This window comes from Embleya sp. AB8, from assembly GCF_049739465.1.
Taxonomy (GTDB): domain Bacteria; phylum Actinomycetota; class Actinomycetes; order Streptomycetales; family Streptomycetaceae; genus Embleya.
Genome location: NZ_JBMHHY010000031.1, coordinates 1 through 16,018 on the forward strand (window position 1 = coordinate 1; position 16,018 = coordinate 16,018).

The window sequence follows — 16,018 nt, forward strand, 5'->3', positions numbered from 1 at the left end:
GTCGTTGCTCGTCCCCTCCGGGGCCGGGGTTTTTGCTTGGTGCTTCGCATCCGTTGTTGCCCGTCCACTACGTGGCCGTTACTGCCCTGGACGGCATCCCCCGACTCGCGGTCGGGAGCCGTTGTCCCGGCGGCGGCCCCCGGCGACCGGTGGCCATGGCGCGTTTCGCAGCCCATCCCGGCTCCCGCTCTCTCCTCGGGCCCGAAAACGGATCCCGACGAGACTCCCAAGGCTTGAGACGAAGCCTGACCTGCGGTTTTACCCGGCGCTCGGGTCTGCGCGGGCCGGCGAGTGCGGGTTTCGTGCTTCCCGGGCCGAAACCGAGGCACGACAAGGCAGAAAACGCCGCGCACCCCGCTGGAAACCGAGCACCGGACACACACCCCGCCCAAGACCCCGAGCCTGCGGTCGACATGTACACCGCAACACCCGCCGCCCAACCTCAGCGACCCCGGAACGCCTGCGCAGCGGCCGAACCAACCCCCCGACGCCCAATGCACAACGGCCCCCGACCGCGAGTCGGGGGATGCCGACCAGGGTGGTAACGGCCACGTAGTGGACGGGCAACAACGGATGCGGAGCACCAAGCAAAGACCCCGGCCCCGGAGGGGACGTGCAACGACGAGGCGGTGGCAGCCGTCACGACCCGGCCCCGCCGAACGGACCCGGGACCAACCGCACACCAGCCCAACACCACGACGCCAAGCGGCCAACCGCCCCCCAACCACGAGCCAGCCAAGCCGACCCGGGCAGCAATGGCCACGCACCGGATCGACAGCACGGATGCGGAGGAGGACCGGGGGTTGGGTTCGGGGCCGGATTGCGGTGGGGCTGTTGTGGGTTGTGGTCGGGTGTGACCTGGGGTTATGCCCGATGCTTGATGCCCGGGGCGGCTGGAGCGGGTTCGGTGCTTGAGGCGGATGCGGGGACGGGCGGGCGGGGGCGTTGGTGGTGGCGGCGGGTGGAGGTTGACGCTTTATTGGACTGTTGATTACAAAACCTGTTAGCCTGCTCGGCATGGCTCGACCGCGGAAGTTTGATGAGGAGCAGGCGGTGCAGGCGGCGCTGGAGGCGTTCTGGGCTGCCGGCTATGAGGCCACCTCGACGCAGGATTTGTGTGATGCGACCGGGCTTGGTCGTAGCAGTATCTACAACACCTTCAGTAGCAAGCATGATCTGTTCCTGCGTGCGTTGCGTCGCTATATCGAGCACATGACGGGCATTCAGGTTGCGAATCTGGAGAGTGATCGGCCGGTTCGGGAGAAGATTCGCGAGCTGTTGTGGGTGATCGTGGCCGATGAGGCCGGCGAGACCGAGGGGCCTCGTGGGTGCCTCGTGGTGAATACGGCGATCGAACTCGCGGGGCGGGATGCGGAAGTGGCCGAACTGCTCAGGCGGGACTACGTGCGCCGGCATGCCGCGATCAAGGCCGCGATCGACGCGGGCCGTATGGATGGCGACATCGACCGGGACAAGGATGCGGCGGCGCTTGCGCATGCCGTCATCGGGTCGGTGTCCGCCATCCGCCTTGCCTCGCGCAGTGGGGTCGACCGTGCCGGGTTGGAAGCGATCGCCAATACGACGTTGGCGGCGTTGTAACGCGCGAGCGTACGTAGGCTCGCGGGCTCGCGGGCTCGTAGGCCGTAGGCCCGTACGTCCGACGGCCCGACCGCCCGACGCCGCGACCGTCCAACCGCCCGAAGCGGCAAAGCCCACCCGGCCCACCCGGCCCCGATGACGCATGTCCTCATTCTGAACTGAACATTACAAAACGTTGGAGTACCACCATGCCCCTGGCCGTCTACATTCTCGGACTCGGCATATTTGCCCAAGGCACCTCGGAGTTCATGCTCTCCGGGCTGCTCGAGACGATGGCCGCCGATCTCGGCGTGTCCATCCCCGATGCCGGGCTGATGATCTCGGCCTTCGCCGTCGGCATGGTCGTCGGTGCGCCGTTGCTCGCCGTGGCGACGTTGCAATGGCCTCGGCGTACCGCGCTGGTCGCGTTCCAGGCCGTGTTCATCCTCGGCCACGTGGTCGGCGCGCTCGCGCCCGGCTACTGGGTCGTCCTGGCCACCCGCTTCGTCAGCGCCGTCGCCTACGCCGGCTTCTGGGCCGTCGCCGCCGTCACCGCGCTCAGCCTGGTCGCGCCGAATGCCAAGGCCAAGGCGATGGCCGTGGTCGCCGGCGGGCTGTCCCTGGCCACCGTCGTCGGCCTCCCGCTGGGCACCATGATCGGCAACTGGGCCGGTTGGCGGGCCGCGTTCTGGGCGGTCGCGCTGCTCACCGCGCTGAGCACCGTCGCGGTGTACGCGGTCCTGCCCGGCGGCCACGCCACCCACGAGGCGCCGCGTTCGGTCCGCTCCGAGCTGCGTTCGATGCGCCGGCCCCGGCTGTGGGTCGCCTACGCCACCACCGCGTGCAGCTTCGGCGCCGTGGTCGCGGTGTTCAGCTACCTCGGCACGATGTTGACCAACACCACCGGCATCGGCGAGGCATGGGTGCCGCTGGTGCTGGCCTGGTACGGGGTGGGCGCGGTGCTCGGCATCACCCTCGGCGGCCGGGTCGCCGACGAGCACCCGTTCGGCACGCTGTACGCGAGCGTCGGCACCATCGTCGGCGTCTGCGTCCTGCTCGCGCTCACCGCCGAGAACGTTCCGGTCACCCTCGCCCTGATCTTCCTCCTCGGCGCGGCCGGCTTCGCGGCCAACCCGGCGGTGAACGCCCGGGTGTTCGCCATCGCCGGCGATGCGCCCACCCTCGCGGGGGCGACCAATACGGCGTCGTTCAACATCGGCATCACCATCGGCCCGCTGCTCGGCGGCCGGGTGATCGCGGCCGGCTTCGACTACGCGGCGGTGGCCTGGGTCGGCGCGGGGTTGGGGCTGGCGGGGTTGGCGAGCGCGTGGGTCGACTCGCGGATGCGCAGCTCCGCCGACGTCGAGACCGGCGCTCCGAGCGTTGCCGCCGAGCCGGTGAAGGTGGCTGCCTGACATCGGCCGGAACGACGCGGCGCGGCCGGAACGACCCGCCCCACGTCGCGACGTAACCGCCCCGTCGCATCCCGCGACGGGGCGGTTCCGGTGTGCCTGACGGTCCCTCAGGTTCCTTGATTCTCCGGGCTCGTGGGGCTGCCGGTCGGGTTGTCGCCAGGGCTAATCTGATGGCCTGCTCCCGAGGGTCCCTTTTCGGTCGAACGGGTAGAAAACACCCGTCTAGGACAGGACGGTTCGTCATGGCCACGATCGACCCCGCAAGACCCGCCTCGCCCGAACCGCCGCTGCGTCGCGCAGCCGGCGAGAAGGGCCTCAAGACCGGCGCGCTCGGGCTGGCCTCCAGCGTCGTGATCGGCCTCGCCTCCACCGCACCCGCGTACAGCCTTGCCGCCACGCTCGGGATCATCGTGGCGGGCGTCGGCCTGCAATCGCCGATCGTGATGGTCCTGGCCTTCATCCCGATGTTCCTGATCGCGTACGGCTACAAGGAACTCAACGAGGACAACCCGGACTGCGGCACCACGTTCACGTGGGGCACACGGACGTTCGGCCCGATGACCGGCTGGATGGGCGGCTGGGCGATCATCGTGGCGGACGTCATCGTGATGGCCAACCTCGCGCAGATCGCCGGCCAGTACGGCTTCCAGTTGATCGGCGCGTACGGCCTGGCCGAGGACACGTTCTGGACCACGTTCGCCGGTGTCGTGTGGATCGTCCTGATGACCTGGATCTGCTACGTCGGCATCGAACTGTCCGCCAACCTGCAGAAGGTACTGCTCACCATCGAGGTCGTGGTCCTGGTCGCGCTCGGCCTGACCGCGCTGTGGAAGGTCTACCTCGGCAGTGCCCCGGACGGCTCGGCACATGTCGCCTGGTCGTGGTTCAACCCGTTCGAGATCGGCTCGGTCGACGCGCTGACCAAGGGCGTCCTGGCCGCGGTGTTCATCTACTGGGGGTGGGATACGGCGGTCGCGATCAACGAGGAGACGGCGGACGCGGAACACACCCCCGGGCGGGCCGCGGTGATTTCCACCGTGTTGTTGTTGGTGATCTACGTATTGATCGGCACCTCGGCGTTGTCCTTCGCCGGGGCCGGGGACACGGGTGGTGGGCTGGCCAATTCGGACCACTCCGGGGATGTGCTGTCCGGGCTCGGCGACACCGTCTTCGGTACCGCCGGATTCGGTTGGTTCATGGCCAAGTTGCTGGTGTTCATGGTGCTCACCTCCTCGGCCGCGTCCACGCAGACGACGATCCTGCCGACCGCGCGTACCGCGCTGTCGATGGCCGCGCACCGGGCCATCCCGGAGAAGTTCGCCCGCGTACACAGCCGCAACCTGGTGCCGACCTGGGCCACGGTCGGGATGGGCATCGCGTCGGTGGTGTTCTACGTGGTGATCACCCGGGTCAGCAAGAACGTGTTGAGCGACTCGATCGGCTCGATCGGCTTGGCCATCGCGTTCTATTACGGCATCACCGGGTTCGCCTGTGTCTGGTACTACCGGCGGGTGCTGACGCGTAGTCGGCGTGACCTGATCACCAAGGGCATCATGCCGGGCCTGGGTGGGGTGTTGCTGACGTACTTCTTCTTCGAGGCGTGCAAGGTCTATGCCGCCAAGGACTACGGGAGCACCTACTGGACCGTGCCGTTCCCGCCGCATTGGGAGCTGGGTGGGGTGTTCCTGACCGGGATCGGCGCGTTGTTGGCCGGTGCGGTGTTGATGCTCGGGTATCGGGTCGCGCGGCCGAGCTTCTTCCGGGGCGAGACGTTGCCGCGTGCGGTGGCCGCGCGGGAGCCGGAGCCGGCGCCGACGGAGGTTTGACCCGACGGAGATTCGATCCGACGGAGATTCGACCCGGTGGGGAGGGGTGGGTGGGCCTGCGGGAAGCGGGCCCACCCTCGGGGCGGGGTCAGCGTTCGCGGAACTGCTCCAGTACGCGCCGGTCGCGCTTGGTCGGGCGGCCCGTGCCGCGGTCGCGTCGGGCGACCACCACGACCTCCTCGCGCGGGGGCGGCGGGGGGCTGTTGTCGATCAGGCATTCGGCGGCGACCGGTGGGCCGACTCGTTTGCGGACGATCCGTTTGACCACGACGATCCGCTCGTGGCCGTCCTGGCGCAGCCGTACCTCGTCGCCGACCTTGATCGACTGGGCCGGTTTGACCTTGTCCCCGTTCACCCGCACGTGTCCGGCCTTGCATGCTGCGGCGGCCAGCGAGCGGGTCTTGGTCAGCCGTACGGACCAGATCCAGCTGTCGACCCGGACCGTCGTCCCCTCGTCTGTGGTTGCCATGCACCGACTCTAGAACGGGAGCAGGGCTCTCAGGCGAGAGCAGCGCTCTGGGAGGGGAGCGGGACTCCGGGGCGAGAGCAGTGCTCCGAGGCGAGAGCGGGACTTCGGGAGGAGAGCGGGACTTCGGGAGGAGAGCGGGACTTCGGGAGGAGAGCGGGACTTCGGGACGAGAGCGGGACTCCGGGAGGAGAGCGGGACTCCGAGACGAGAGCGGGACTCCGAGACGAGAGCAGTGCTCCGAGACGAGACCGGGGGACGCTAGAACGAGAGTTCGGCGTCGAGGGACTTCGGGTTTGTGGCCGCGGCCAGTAGGCGGGTTCGGATTGCGGTGGTGGCGCGGGTGTAGGCGCTTTGGTCGTCGTGCAGCATGCTGATGCCGTTGGCGGTTTCCAGGAACGCGATCAGTTCGAAGACCAGTTGGGCCGCGTCCAAGTCCTCGATCGCCTCGCCGGCGGCCTTCGCGGCTTCGGCTTCGGTGACCAGGAGTGCGCGCCAGTCCTGCCACGCGCGGGCCAAGGCGTCGCGGATGCGGCCCGGGCGGGCGTCGAATTCGGCGGCGGCGTTGAAGAAGAAGCAGCCGCCGGGGAAGACCCGGTCGCGGGAGTACTCGAGCCAGCCCTCGGTCAGCCGCCACAGCCGGACCAGTCCCGTCGGCGCGGTCCGCGCGGGTGTCACCACGCGCTCGACGTAGATGTCGATCGCCGCGCCGACCGCGGCGAGTTGGAGTTCCTCCTTCGAGCCGAAGTGGGCGAACACCCCGCTCTTGCTGATCTCCAGGTCGCCGGCCAGGCGGCCGATGGACAGTCCTTCGAGGCCCTCCACCGAGGCGATGTCGGCGGCTCGGCGGACGATCGCCTGCCGGGTTCGATCGCCCTTGCGGACCCGGCCGTCCGTCGGGGACGCGCTCACGGCCATTGCTACCTCCGCCGACTCGGTGCATCGGCCGGTCGGCCGATGGTGGTCGATTATCTCCCGGCCTTGACAGCCCCTTCGTGCCGGATAAATAGTACGACCGGTCGTGCAGTTTATCCAGACTTCGACGAGGAGTGCCGGCAGATGACGTGTGGGATGGGACGGGCGGCATGAGGGCCGGGGCGGCCGGGGCGGCCGGGGAGGCATCCGCGCGGGTGGTGTTGCGGGCGACCGCGGCGGTGTCGCCGCGGGTCGCGGGGGCGCTCGCCTATCGGCTGTTTCGGCGTCCGTTCGGGCGTGGTCGGGTGCGGAGTGGGGAACGTTCGGCACATCTGGCCGCGAGTACGGACACGTTGGAGGTGGCCGGCAAGCGGGTGGTCGTCTATCGGTGGGGTGATGGTGCCGAACCGGTGTTGTTGGCGCATGGCTGGCAGTCTCGGGCGTCGCGATTCGCGCCGTTCGTGGCGGGGTTGCGGGCTCGCGGCATGACGCCGATCGGGTTCGACGCGCCGGGGCACGGGGATTCGGGCGGGACCGGTACGACGGTGTTGGAGTATGCCGAGATCGCCCGGCAACTCCAGGACAGGCATGGGGACTTCCGGGCGGTGCTGGCCCATTCCTTCGGTGTCCTCGGCGCGTTCCAGGCGCTGCGGTCGGGGGTACGGGCGGACCGGGTCGTGGCGGTCGGCGGGGTGTGCGACGTCGAGTATCTGCTGGACCGGTTCAGTGCCGTACTCGGTCTCGACGACCGGGTCAAGGCGCTGCTCCGGGCACGGGCGGACGCGCGGTTGTTGGCACCGGAGACGGACATCTGGCGGCGGTTCTCGGCGTCGTACGACGCCGAGCGGCTGCGGGTGCCGATCCTGGTCGTGCACGACGAGGACGACGACACGGTGGCGATCGAGCAGGGGCGTCGGCTCGCGGCGGCCCATCCGGGCCGGGCCGAGCTGTTCGCCACCCGGGGGCTCGGGCACCACCGGGTACTCGGTGACGCCGCCGTGGTCGCGGAGGTGCTGCGCTTCCTGGATGCGGCGGCGCCCGTCGTACCGATCCCGACCGTACCGATCCCGACCGTGCGGCCGTGACGCCCTCCGCTACCACGACATCGGCGCACGCCACGGATAGCCGACCGGCGTCCGGGTCGACGCCGAGTCGTCGACGATGTGGTTGTAGCGCAGTGCGACGTAGTTCGCGGTCGGGAGGCCGGCGAGCAGGGGGCTGTCGAAGCTGGCGGTGCCCTTGGCCATGTCGGCACGTGGGTTGGCCAGTTGGATGTACGTGAAGGTGCCCGCGCCCTTGACCACCCAGCCGGTGAAGATCACCACGTGGCCGTCGTCGGTGTTGTCCAGGGCATCGCCGGGGAGCAGGTCGTCGCGGTCGATTTGGCTGGTGACCGAACGCTGGTCCAGCGAACCGGTGTTGTAGTCGGTGCTCGGGAGATGCCAGGCCATCGCGACCAGTCCGGAGCAGTCGGTGCGGTAGTCGTGCGCGCCATCGACGTCGGACGCCTCGGCCTGTTGGTCGTATTGCACGCCGCGGTCGTACCAGTTCTGGGCCCGGGCCAGTACCTCCGTGCGGGTGATGTCGCCACCCTGACCGGAGGCGGCCTCGGCGGCTGGGGCGGCGAGGGAGAGGAAGGCGAAGGCGAAGGTGATGGTGATGGTGATGGCGGCGGTGGTATGCAGGTGCCATTTTTTGTGAAGCGTGTTCGTTTGGTTCATTCATCCAGGTTTGGTCATTTCGGTGTTCTTGCCGAGGATGACGGTGTTCCTGGCGTGTCGGCCGTGCGGCGGGGCGCCCGGGCCCGGGCACCCCGCCTTCGCCGGCCGCGCTGCGCTGCGCTGCGACCATGGCCGGCTACGGCCGGGCGAATGTGTACGCGCGGGTGATCGTCTGGGTCAGCCCGTTGCCTGCCGCGTCCCGGACCACCGTACGAAGTGCCACCGCGCCGTCGCCGGTGCCGGGGACGTTCGGCGGGACCAGTGCGACGTAGCGGCCCTTGCCGACGGGCAGAGCAGGCACGATGTGCCAGGTCGTACCGCCGTCGAAGGACGCCTCGGCCCCGAACGTACGCACGTCGACCGCCGCCGACCCGGTGCCCTCGACGTTGATCCGCAGTACGAACGGCCGTCCCGCCGACGCGTGTCCGTCCTGGTCGAAGTCGCCGGTGATCCGCGTCGCGAGCAGCCCGTCGGCCGATCGCGCGCAGCCGGGCGCGGCGGTCGGCCGACTCGACGTGAACGTCCACTCGGCACGTACCTCGGTCGAGACTTCGCCGGCCGGGCGGGACGCGGTCAGGCGTACCGCGTACTGCGCCGGGTCGGCGGACATCCCGGGTAGTTGCGGGTAGGTGAGCTCGGTCGTCTCGGACAACTGCCGATCACCGTTGAACAGGGCCAGCCGGCCGGTCCAGTCACCCTCGCGGGCGGACCCCCGGTGCCCGAAGCCGGACGCCGAGAACGGGCGGAACTCGCCCCCGAGGGTGTCCGCGCAGCGGGCCATCTCGGCGAACGGGGCGAGTACCGCGCCGTTCCAGCTCTCGGGGGCGTTGCGGCCGGGGGTGTACGCGGTGGTGGGTTGGGTTTCCAGCGCGGTGCCGTCGTCGGACTGGAGCAGGCCGTCCCAGGCGATTCCCGGGTCGGCGGAGAAGTATTCGGTGCCGGTCTGCGGGAACCGCACCGCGTGGAACCAGCCGGAGAAGTGCCTGCTTCCGTCCAGGGCCGAGAGTCGCGACAGGGCGCCGGTCCCGGTGCGGCCCTGGTGGTGGATGTCCACCCGTACGGCGGCCAGGTCGCCGGCGCGGACCCGGTACGACGGCTCCTGCGGGATGCCCCCCTCGGTGGGCAGCGTCAGGTTGTAGTAGGCCTGATCGGCGCCCAGGAACGCGCGCAGCACCAGCCCGTAGGGCTGCTTCGTCGGCGCCGTCGGCAGTGCGAACAGCGGCGCGTCGGGATCGTAGACCGTGACGTCGGAGTCGACCGGCTGCCCCAGGATCGTCTGGTGCACGGCGAGGTTACGCATCTCGACCCGGGCGGTGGGGTCGTCCACGGCGACCGTCACGGGCTTGGCCTCGCGGGCGTCCAGGGTCAGCGCGGTGTCGGCGGTCACGTCCAGTTCGGGGCGGCCGGCGACTGTCCAGTTCCCCGTCCGCGAACCGGTCGGGGTGTAGATCATCGCGGTCAGCGAGTAGTGGCCCCTGGGCAGGCGGATCGTCCGGACGTCGCCGTGTCGGGTGGGCTGGTACGACTTGCCGGTGGCCGGGTCGATGAGCGCGACTCCGCCGCCGGCGAGTGGATCGCCGTTGCGGTCGCGGAGGTTCAGGGTCAGGTCGTACATCTCGGGTTCGGCGTAGGTGCCGACCGGGACGCGGATCGGGGAGGCGGTCGGATCGGTGGAGCCGGTCGCGACCAGGACGCCGCCCCGGATGCCCGTGGTGCCGGCCGGGGCCGGGAAGGACAGCGTGGTGGTTGCGCTGCCGTGCGCCGGGATGGTGAGCCGATCGGTGTCGAGGGCGGCCACGCCGGCCACATCGCCGGTCAGGCGCAGGTCGAGGGTGATCGGGTCGGCGCCGTCGTTGCGGTAGGTCACGGCCTTGGTCACCGGTTGGGTGTGTCCCCAGCGTGCGTACAGGTTGACCGTGGCCTCGGACGCGAACACCGTGCGGGTGATCGCCCGGGCCACGTCCACCCGGCCGGCGCCCTGGGCGAAGACGTTCGGGTCGGCGGTCGGCGCGGCCGATTGCACCAGTGCGGCCCGGAGTCGGTCCGCGCGCCAGTCCGGGTGTTGCTGGGCGAGCAGCGCGGCGGCGCCGGCGACATGCGGGGTGGCCATCGAGGTGCCGCTCTTGGCCAGGTACCGCTGGTCGGCGGGCAGTTCGGGCGCGGTGCCGGCGGCGCGGGCGGCGGTGATCGCCACGCCCGGGGCGGTCAGTTCCGGCTTGACCGCGTTGTCTCCGAGGCGCGGGCCCTGGCTGGAGAAGTCGGCGAGCTTGTCGTCGTGGTCCACCGCGCCGACCGTGAGCGCGGCGTCGGCGGCTCCCGGGTTGCTCACCTTTGCGCCCCGCCGGCCGTCGTTGCCCGCGGCGACCACGAACAGCGCGCCGGTGGAGGCGGTGAGGTTGTTCAGCGCGAGTGAGGTCGGGTCGAGGCCGTCGCCGGGGCCGCTGCTCAGGCTCATGCCGACCACCCGGGCGCCGTGTTCGGTCGCCCATTGCATGCCGGCGATGACGGTCGACTCACTGCCGTGGCCGGTGTCGTCGAGCACCTTGCCGACCAGGAGCCGGGTATCGGGGGCGACGCCCTTGAAGCGGCCCCCGGACGCGCTGCCGTTGCCGGTGACGATCGAGGCGACGTGTGTGCCGTGGCCGCTGCCGTCCGTGGCCCCGGCGGGGTTGCCGGTGAAGTCGGCGGCCAACTCGACGGCGACGGTCAGGTCCGGGTGGGTCGCGTCGATGCCCGTGTCCAGGACGGCGGTTCGCACGCCCTGGCCGGTGTAGCCCGCCTGCCACGCGGCGGGCGCACCGATCTGCGGGACGCTCCGGTCAAGGGTTGCCTCGACCTGCCCGTCCAGCCAGATCCGGGTGACCCCGGGCGCGAGCGAACGGGACTGCCGGGCGCCGGAGGTGACGGTCTGCCAGAACTCCCCGGCGCCGGCCTTGGGCGCGCCGACCGCCCGGGCCCCGATGCTGGACAGGGCAACTCCGGGCGATGCGGCCAGGGTTGCCGGCCCGCCCGAGGACTGGACGATCAGCGGCAGGGTCGGGCGGGAACGGTCGTCGTAGTGCGCCGCGATCAGGCCGGTGACGTCGAACAGGCGGCGATCCAGGAGCCCTTGGTCGAGTAACGCGAGGGCGTCGGCGGGGACCACGGTGATGGTGCCGTTCGGCCGCGAGCGGGCGAAGGACATACGTTCGCGGCCCGGGCCGGGCTTGACGGAGACCGCCTCGCCGCCGCCGGGGAGGCGGTCCACTCGGACCTGATCGCCGGTCAGCAGGGTGACGGTGTCCGCCGATTCCCCCGCGGTACCGGCGGGAGCGGCGGCGCAGGTGGGTGGCTCGGTGGGGGGTTGGTTCGGGGGTTGGCCGGCTGCCGCGGCGGTGCTGCCGGTCATGGCCAAGGCGAGTCCGAGGGCGAGGGTGAGGGACCCGAATCGAGCCCCCGACCCTCGTCGTCGAGGTCGGCTGTACTGGGACATGGTGTCCTTCCCGGCCGCCGGCGGGCAAGGCGAATCGCCCGCCGGCGGACCGATGGTGGAGTGAGGTGAAGCGGGGGATCCCGGACGGCTGCCGCCGGGCGCGGCGGGCTACTTGCTGCCGCCGCCGATTCCGACGTTGTGGAGGACATCGGTTTCCCGGCCCTGCGCGTCGTAGAAGCTCAGGGTGCCGCCGCCGCCGTAACCGGCGCCGCTCGGGACCGGGACGACGTAGAACGACCTGCCGTTCGGGCCGGCGTTCTCGACGGGTGTCACCGAGATATCCGGCTTGTCGGTGTCGAACTGCGCGACCACCTTCTTGATCTCGGGGGGCACCTCCCCGAAGCTGAGCGTGCCCAAGTGCCCGACGTCGGGCTGATACAGCGCAGTGTCGCCGACGGCGGCCGAGCTGAATCGGGGACCCTGCTCACGCGGCGGATCACACCACTGGCCGGCCCGGTTGTCGAGGTGCCCATCGAGCAGCACCTCGATTGCCTCGCATCCCGAGGGCCGCATGGTCGCCGCCACGGAGGCCGGGATGCGCTCCGGCACGTGCACCAATTCCCAGCGATGCCCGCTGAGCTCCCCCGAGACGATCTGACCCGACTTGGCCGACTTGGCTGGGGTGGGCGGGGAAGTGGGAGGGGAGGACGGGGTGGAGATGGGAGTTGTGGACGTGGTCGACGGCAACACCGGCGTTCGGTTCGCCGGCCCGCTCGCCCGGTTGCTCGATCCGGACAGGGACGTTGCGGTCAGTGCCGACACCACGATCACGGCGGCCACCGATGCGCCGATCAGGGCCGTGCGCCGGCGGCGGGCCCGCCGCCCGTGCTCCTCGATTCGTTCGATGGGGGCGATGGTCGAGGGCAACTCCTCGACCATGGCGGCCAGTTCGGCTTTCAGGCCGGCCACCTGGTCAGGCCCGGTCATCTGCGTACTCCTCGTCGCGAAGGTGGATCCCGGCCAGTCCCGGATGCGCTCGTAGTCTCTTCAGGCCCTTGGCGGCCTGGCTCTTGACGGTGCCGAGCGAGCAGCCGAGTGTCCGGGCCACCTCGAGTTCGGACAGATCGTCCCAATAGCGCAGCACGACGACCGCGCGCTGCCGGGCGGGCAGGTCGGCGAGGGCGGTCCGCAACATCTGCCGCTCGTCGACCCGGAGATAGGGATCCAGGTCCGGGTGCTGCGGTGGCTCGGCGCCCAGTTGTTCGGCGACCAGATGCTCGGCCACTCGGCGTTTGCGAAAGCGTTCGGTGTTGGTGTTCACCAACACGCGGCGCACGTAGGCGTCCGGGTTGTCGGCGCGTTGTACGCGCCGCCAATTCACGTACGCCTTGGTCAACGTGCTCTGCGCGACGTCCTCCGCGATGCCGTGATCACCGGTCAGCAAATAGGCGGTTCGGACCAGTCCCGACCATCGGGACTCGACGAACGTCCGGAAATCAGCGACCTCTTCGGGTTTCACTTCGGCACCTCCGAACACACAGACAGCAGGATTCACGGTGGAAGTTGCCTGCGGTTCGGGTCTTTTTTCGGCCGGGTGCCTACGTGCGCGGTGCGCTCGGTCGCGTGGCGCCGCGCGGGTGGCGGCCAGGGGCGGCCGTCGACCGCCGTGCGCCGGATCCGCCCGGTCGCCGGGTGTCGGCGCACGGGTCGATCAGGCCGGTCGGGTCGATCAGGCCGGTCGGGTCGATCAGGCGGGGAAGTCGAACGTGTAGCCCTGCTGCACCAGCCACGGCAACAACTGCTTGAGCGCGGCCAGGGTTTGCGCGCGGTCGCCGCCGGCGTCGTGCATCAGGATCACCCCGCCGGGCTTGAGCTCCTTCTCGGCGGTGGCCAGGATCTTGTCCGCGCCGGGCCGCTGCCAGTCGCGGGTGTCGTCGGACCAGTCGAGCGACTTCATCCCGTAGCCGGCCGCCATCGCGCGCACCTGCGGGGACCAGTCGCCGCCGGGCGCGCGGAACCACTCGACTTTGGTGCCGGGGCCGGCCGCCGCGACGATCTGCTCATGGGCGGTGGTGATCTCGTACTTGATCCGGGACAGCGGGCGCTTGGCGATGCCCTCGTCGTGGGTGACCGTGTGGTCGCACAGCCGGTGGCCGTCCGCGACCACTTCCTTGACCAGCTTCGGATTGGCCTTCGCGTTCGGGCCGATCATGCAGAATGTGGCCTTCGCGTGATACTGCTTCAGCAGCGCGAGCACCTGCGGCGTCCACTGCGCACTCGGTCCGTCGTCGAAGGTCAGCGCGACCGTACGACCACCGGTGGCGGTCCTGCGCACGAGTGCGTCCGGGACCTGCGCCGGCGGCACGGAAGCCTTCGGATCGGCCGCCGTCGGCACGTCGGAGGGTGTCGGGCCGACCTCCGCGCTGCCCTCGCGGCCACCCGGTTTCGCCTGGTCTCCCGAGTCCGACGAGCACGCGGCGCTGCCCAGGGCAAGTACGCCGGCCACGGCGAGAACGGTCAGGCTACGCAGGTTGCGGCGGGTTGCGGGGCTCGTCACCGATGGACTCCAAGCACTGTTCGAGAGCGAAGACACACTCCCGAACACGTCGCAGAGCGACCGAGGGGTTCCCGCCACCGGCCCACTTTGCGCCGTCTTTGTGCGTTGCGGACCCGCCGTAGACACGCAATCTTCCGCCGCCGGGTAGTGCGGGCCGCGCGCACACCGACCGGGGTGACGGTGTGCGTGCGGTGCTCGCCAGTGCGCGGCACTGGGTCTTGAGCGGGCGCCGGCGGGCCCGATCGGCGGGTCAGGCCCGGTCGAGCGCGCTGAGCGTGTCGGCCAGGTCCGGCGTGCCGCCGGCCGGGCGGTTGTACGGGAGCTTGGCCAGGACGGCGGCCATCCCGCACGTGTTGCTGACCGCGGAGTAGATCAGCCCTGAGCCGATCGCCACGGAGAGCAGCCGGGCCTTGGGCGCGCGGCGGCCGAGGGCCAGGCCGAGCACCACCAGCGACCCGGCGGCGAGCCGGACCTGACGTTCCATCGGCCACACGTTGCGGGCGCCGGCCGGGCCGTCGAGCTCGTGGCCCTCGGCGACCCACGCGGAGGTCCCGCCGCTCAGGTGCGCGGCCTCGATGCCGGCCGCGGTCAGCTCGGCCCGGGCCCGCTCGGAGCGGGCGCCGGACGCGCAGACGATCAGCAGCTCGGGACGACTCTCCCGCTTGAGCGTGGGCACCGCCTCGTGCAGCCGGTCCAGCGGGACGTTGTACGCGCCGGGGATGTGGCCGGTCGCGTACTCGGCGGGCGTACGCACGTCGAGCACCAGGAAGTCGGTCAGCCGGGCGCGGACCTGCGCGGGAGCCAGGGCGGTCATGGTGGTGAGGCCTTTCGGCGGGCCCGGTGTCGAGCTCGGGGAGCGGTGCCGGTTCGCGGCGATGCTCCCCGGTCACGGCGCCGGGCGGGGCGATGAGGAGGACTACCTACCGGTAACGGTGGGATCGGGCACCGTGTTCCGGGTGCGATCGAGCAGTTCGGCGAGCAATGGGGCCACCTGATCCAGTTCGATCAGGAACCCGTCGTGCCCGTACGGCGATTCCACCACACGCAGCGGACCCGCCCCCGGTATCCCGTCGGCCAGGGTCTGCTGCTGGCTCGGCGGGTAGAGCCGGTCGCTGTCCACGGCCGCGACCACGGTCGGCGCGGTGATCCGGGCCAGCGCGGCGGCCACCCCGCCTCGGCCGCGGCCCACGTCGTGCGTGTTCATCGCCTCGGTCAGGGCCACGTAGCTGCCCGCGTCGAAGCGCGCGGCCAGTTTGGCGGCGTGGTGGTCCAGGTAGGACTCGACCGCGAACCGCCCGTCCGGGCCCTCGCCCGGCTGCCGGTCCCGGCCGAAGCGGGTGGCCAGTTCGTTCTCGCTGCGGTACGTCACGTGCGCGATCCGCCGGGCCAGGCCGAGCCCGCGCCAGGGCCCGGCCTCGGCCGGTCGCTCGTGGTAGTCGCCGCCGGCCCAGCCCGGATCGACCCGGATCGCGTGCAACTGGGCCGAGCACCACGCGATCTGCTCGGCACTCGCCGCCGCCGTGGTGGCGATCAGGAACAACGCGCCGACCCGGTCGGGATGCGCCACCGCCCACTCCACGGCCCGCATCCCGCCCATCGACCCGCCCACCACCGCCGCCCAGCGCCCGATCCCGAGCGCGTCCGCGGCGGCCACCTCGGCGGCCACCTGATCGCGAATCGTCAACCGGGGAAAGCGACTTCCCCACGCCCGACCGCCGGGCCCGGGCGAGCCGGGACCGGTGGTGCCCCGGCAACCGCCGAGCGCGTTCGGGGCGACCACGAACCAGCGGTCGGTGTCCAGCGTGCGACCCGGCCCGATCAGGCCGTCCCACCAGCCCGCGGTGGGAAACCCGGGACCGGCCGGACCGGCGACGTGGCTGTCCCCGGTCAGCGCGTGCAGGACCAGGACCGCGTTGGAGCGGTCCGGCGCGAGCCGACCCCACGTCTCGTAGCCGACCCGGACCTCGGGCAGCAACTCCCCGGACTCGGTCCACAGCGGTTCGGGCAGGGTCAACGAGCGGGGTCCCGCCGGGGCGGGGGAGTCGGATGGGGAGCCGGGTGGGGAGTCGGCTGGGGTGGAGGTGGCGGGAGTGAGATACGTGTCGTGCGACATGGCGAGCGTTCCGTC

The 16,018-nt window shown here is 70.9% G+C and carries 13 protein-coding genes; 4 read left to right on the top strand and 9 right to left on the bottom strand.

Annotation, left to right across the window (positions count from 1 at the left end; translation table 11 throughout):
* Window positions 1-1,017: 1,017 nt before the first annotated feature.
* From ABIA38_RS36205 to ABIA38_RS36215, 3 genes are all read left to right on the top strand, one after another.
* Window positions 1,018-1,599, top strand: coding sequence for a TetR/AcrR family transcriptional regulator (locus ABIA38_RS36205; RefSeq protein ID WP_424643203.1), 582 nt, complete (start codon window positions 1,018-1,020; stop codon window positions 1,597-1,599).
* Between the two features lie 188 nt (window positions 1,600-1,787).
* A complete protein-coding gene (locus ABIA38_RS36210; protein ID WP_424643204.1) occupies window positions 1,788-2,993 on the top strand; it encodes a Cmx/CmrA family chloramphenicol efflux MFS transporter in 1,206 nt (401 codons plus the stop codon).
* Between the two features lie 242 nt (window positions 2,994-3,235).
* Complete coding sequence (locus tag ABIA38_RS36215; RefSeq protein ID WP_424643205.1) at window positions 3,236-4,819, top strand: APC family permease; 1,584 nt, start codon at window positions 3,236-3,238, stop codon at window positions 4,817-4,819.
* Window positions 4,820-4,907: 88 nt separating this feature from the next.
* Here the strand turns inward: ABIA38_RS36215 and ABIA38_RS36220 are convergent, their stop codons facing one another.
* Window positions 4,908-5,288: an RNA-binding S4 domain-containing protein gene (locus ABIA38_RS36220; protein WP_424643206.1), complete on the bottom strand. Its 381-nt coding sequence runs from the start codon at window positions 5,286-5,288 to the stop codon at window positions 4,908-4,910.
* A gap of 258 nt (window positions 5,289-5,546) precedes the next feature.
* Window positions 5,547-6,197 (bottom strand): TetR/AcrR family transcriptional regulator, encoded by a 651-nt coding sequence (locus ABIA38_RS36225; RefSeq protein WP_424643207.1) that lies wholly within the window; start codon window positions 6,195-6,197, stop codon window positions 5,547-5,549.
* 173 nt (window positions 6,198-6,370) lie between these two features.
* On the opposite strand from ABIA38_RS36225, the gene ABIA38_RS36230 reads away from it, so the two are divergent.
* Entirely contained in the window at window positions 6,371-7,285 is a 915-nt protein-coding gene (locus ABIA38_RS36230; RefSeq protein WP_424643208.1) for an alpha/beta fold hydrolase, read from the top strand.
* Window positions 7,286-7,294: 9 nt separating this feature from the next.
* Here ABIA38_RS36230 and ABIA38_RS36235 read toward each other — a convergent pair whose 3' ends face one another.
* The 7 genes from ABIA38_RS36235 to metX form a co-directional block, all read right to left on the bottom strand.
* Window positions 7,295-7,921, bottom strand: a complete 627-nt coding sequence (locus ABIA38_RS36235; protein ID WP_424643209.1) for a hypothetical protein — start codon at window positions 7,919-7,921, stop codon at window positions 7,295-7,297.
* Between the two features lie 136 nt (window positions 7,922-8,057).
* Window positions 8,058-11,309: a S8 family serine peptidase gene (locus ABIA38_RS36240; protein ID WP_424643210.1), complete on the bottom strand. Its 3,252-nt coding sequence runs from the start codon at window positions 11,307-11,309 to the stop codon at window positions 8,058-8,060.
* A 192-nt stretch (window positions 11,310-11,501) separates the two neighbouring features.
* Complete coding sequence (locus tag ABIA38_RS36245; RefSeq protein ID WP_424643211.1) at window positions 11,502-12,320, bottom strand: hypothetical protein; 819 nt, start codon at window positions 12,318-12,320, stop codon at window positions 11,502-11,504.
* Window positions 12,307-12,852: a SigE family RNA polymerase sigma factor gene (locus tag ABIA38_RS36250; RefSeq protein WP_424643212.1), complete on the bottom strand. Its 546-nt coding sequence runs from the start codon at window positions 12,850-12,852 to the stop codon at window positions 12,307-12,309. Before ABIA38_RS36250 ends, ABIA38_RS36245 begins: the two co-directional genes overlap by 14 nt.
* 228 nt (window positions 12,853-13,080) lie before the next feature.
* A complete protein-coding gene (locus ABIA38_RS36255) occupies window positions 13,081-13,890 on the bottom strand; it encodes a polysaccharide deacetylase family protein (RefSeq protein WP_424643213.1) in 810 nt (269 codons plus the stop codon).
* Window positions 13,891-14,140: 250 nt separating this feature from the next.
* The gene (locus ABIA38_RS36260; protein WP_424643214.1) at window positions 14,141-14,704 is read right to left on the bottom strand and encodes a rhodanese-like domain-containing protein; all 564 of its coding nucleotides are present in this window, start codon (window positions 14,702-14,704) and stop codon (window positions 14,141-14,143) included.
* A gap of 102 nt (window positions 14,705-14,806) precedes the next feature.
* Window positions 14,807-16,003, bottom strand: coding sequence for a homoserine O-acetyltransferase MetX (gene metX, locus ABIA38_RS36265; protein ID WP_424643215.1), 1,197 nt, complete (start codon window positions 16,001-16,003; stop codon window positions 14,807-14,809).
* Between the last annotated feature and the right edge of the window lie 15 nt (window positions 16,004-16,018).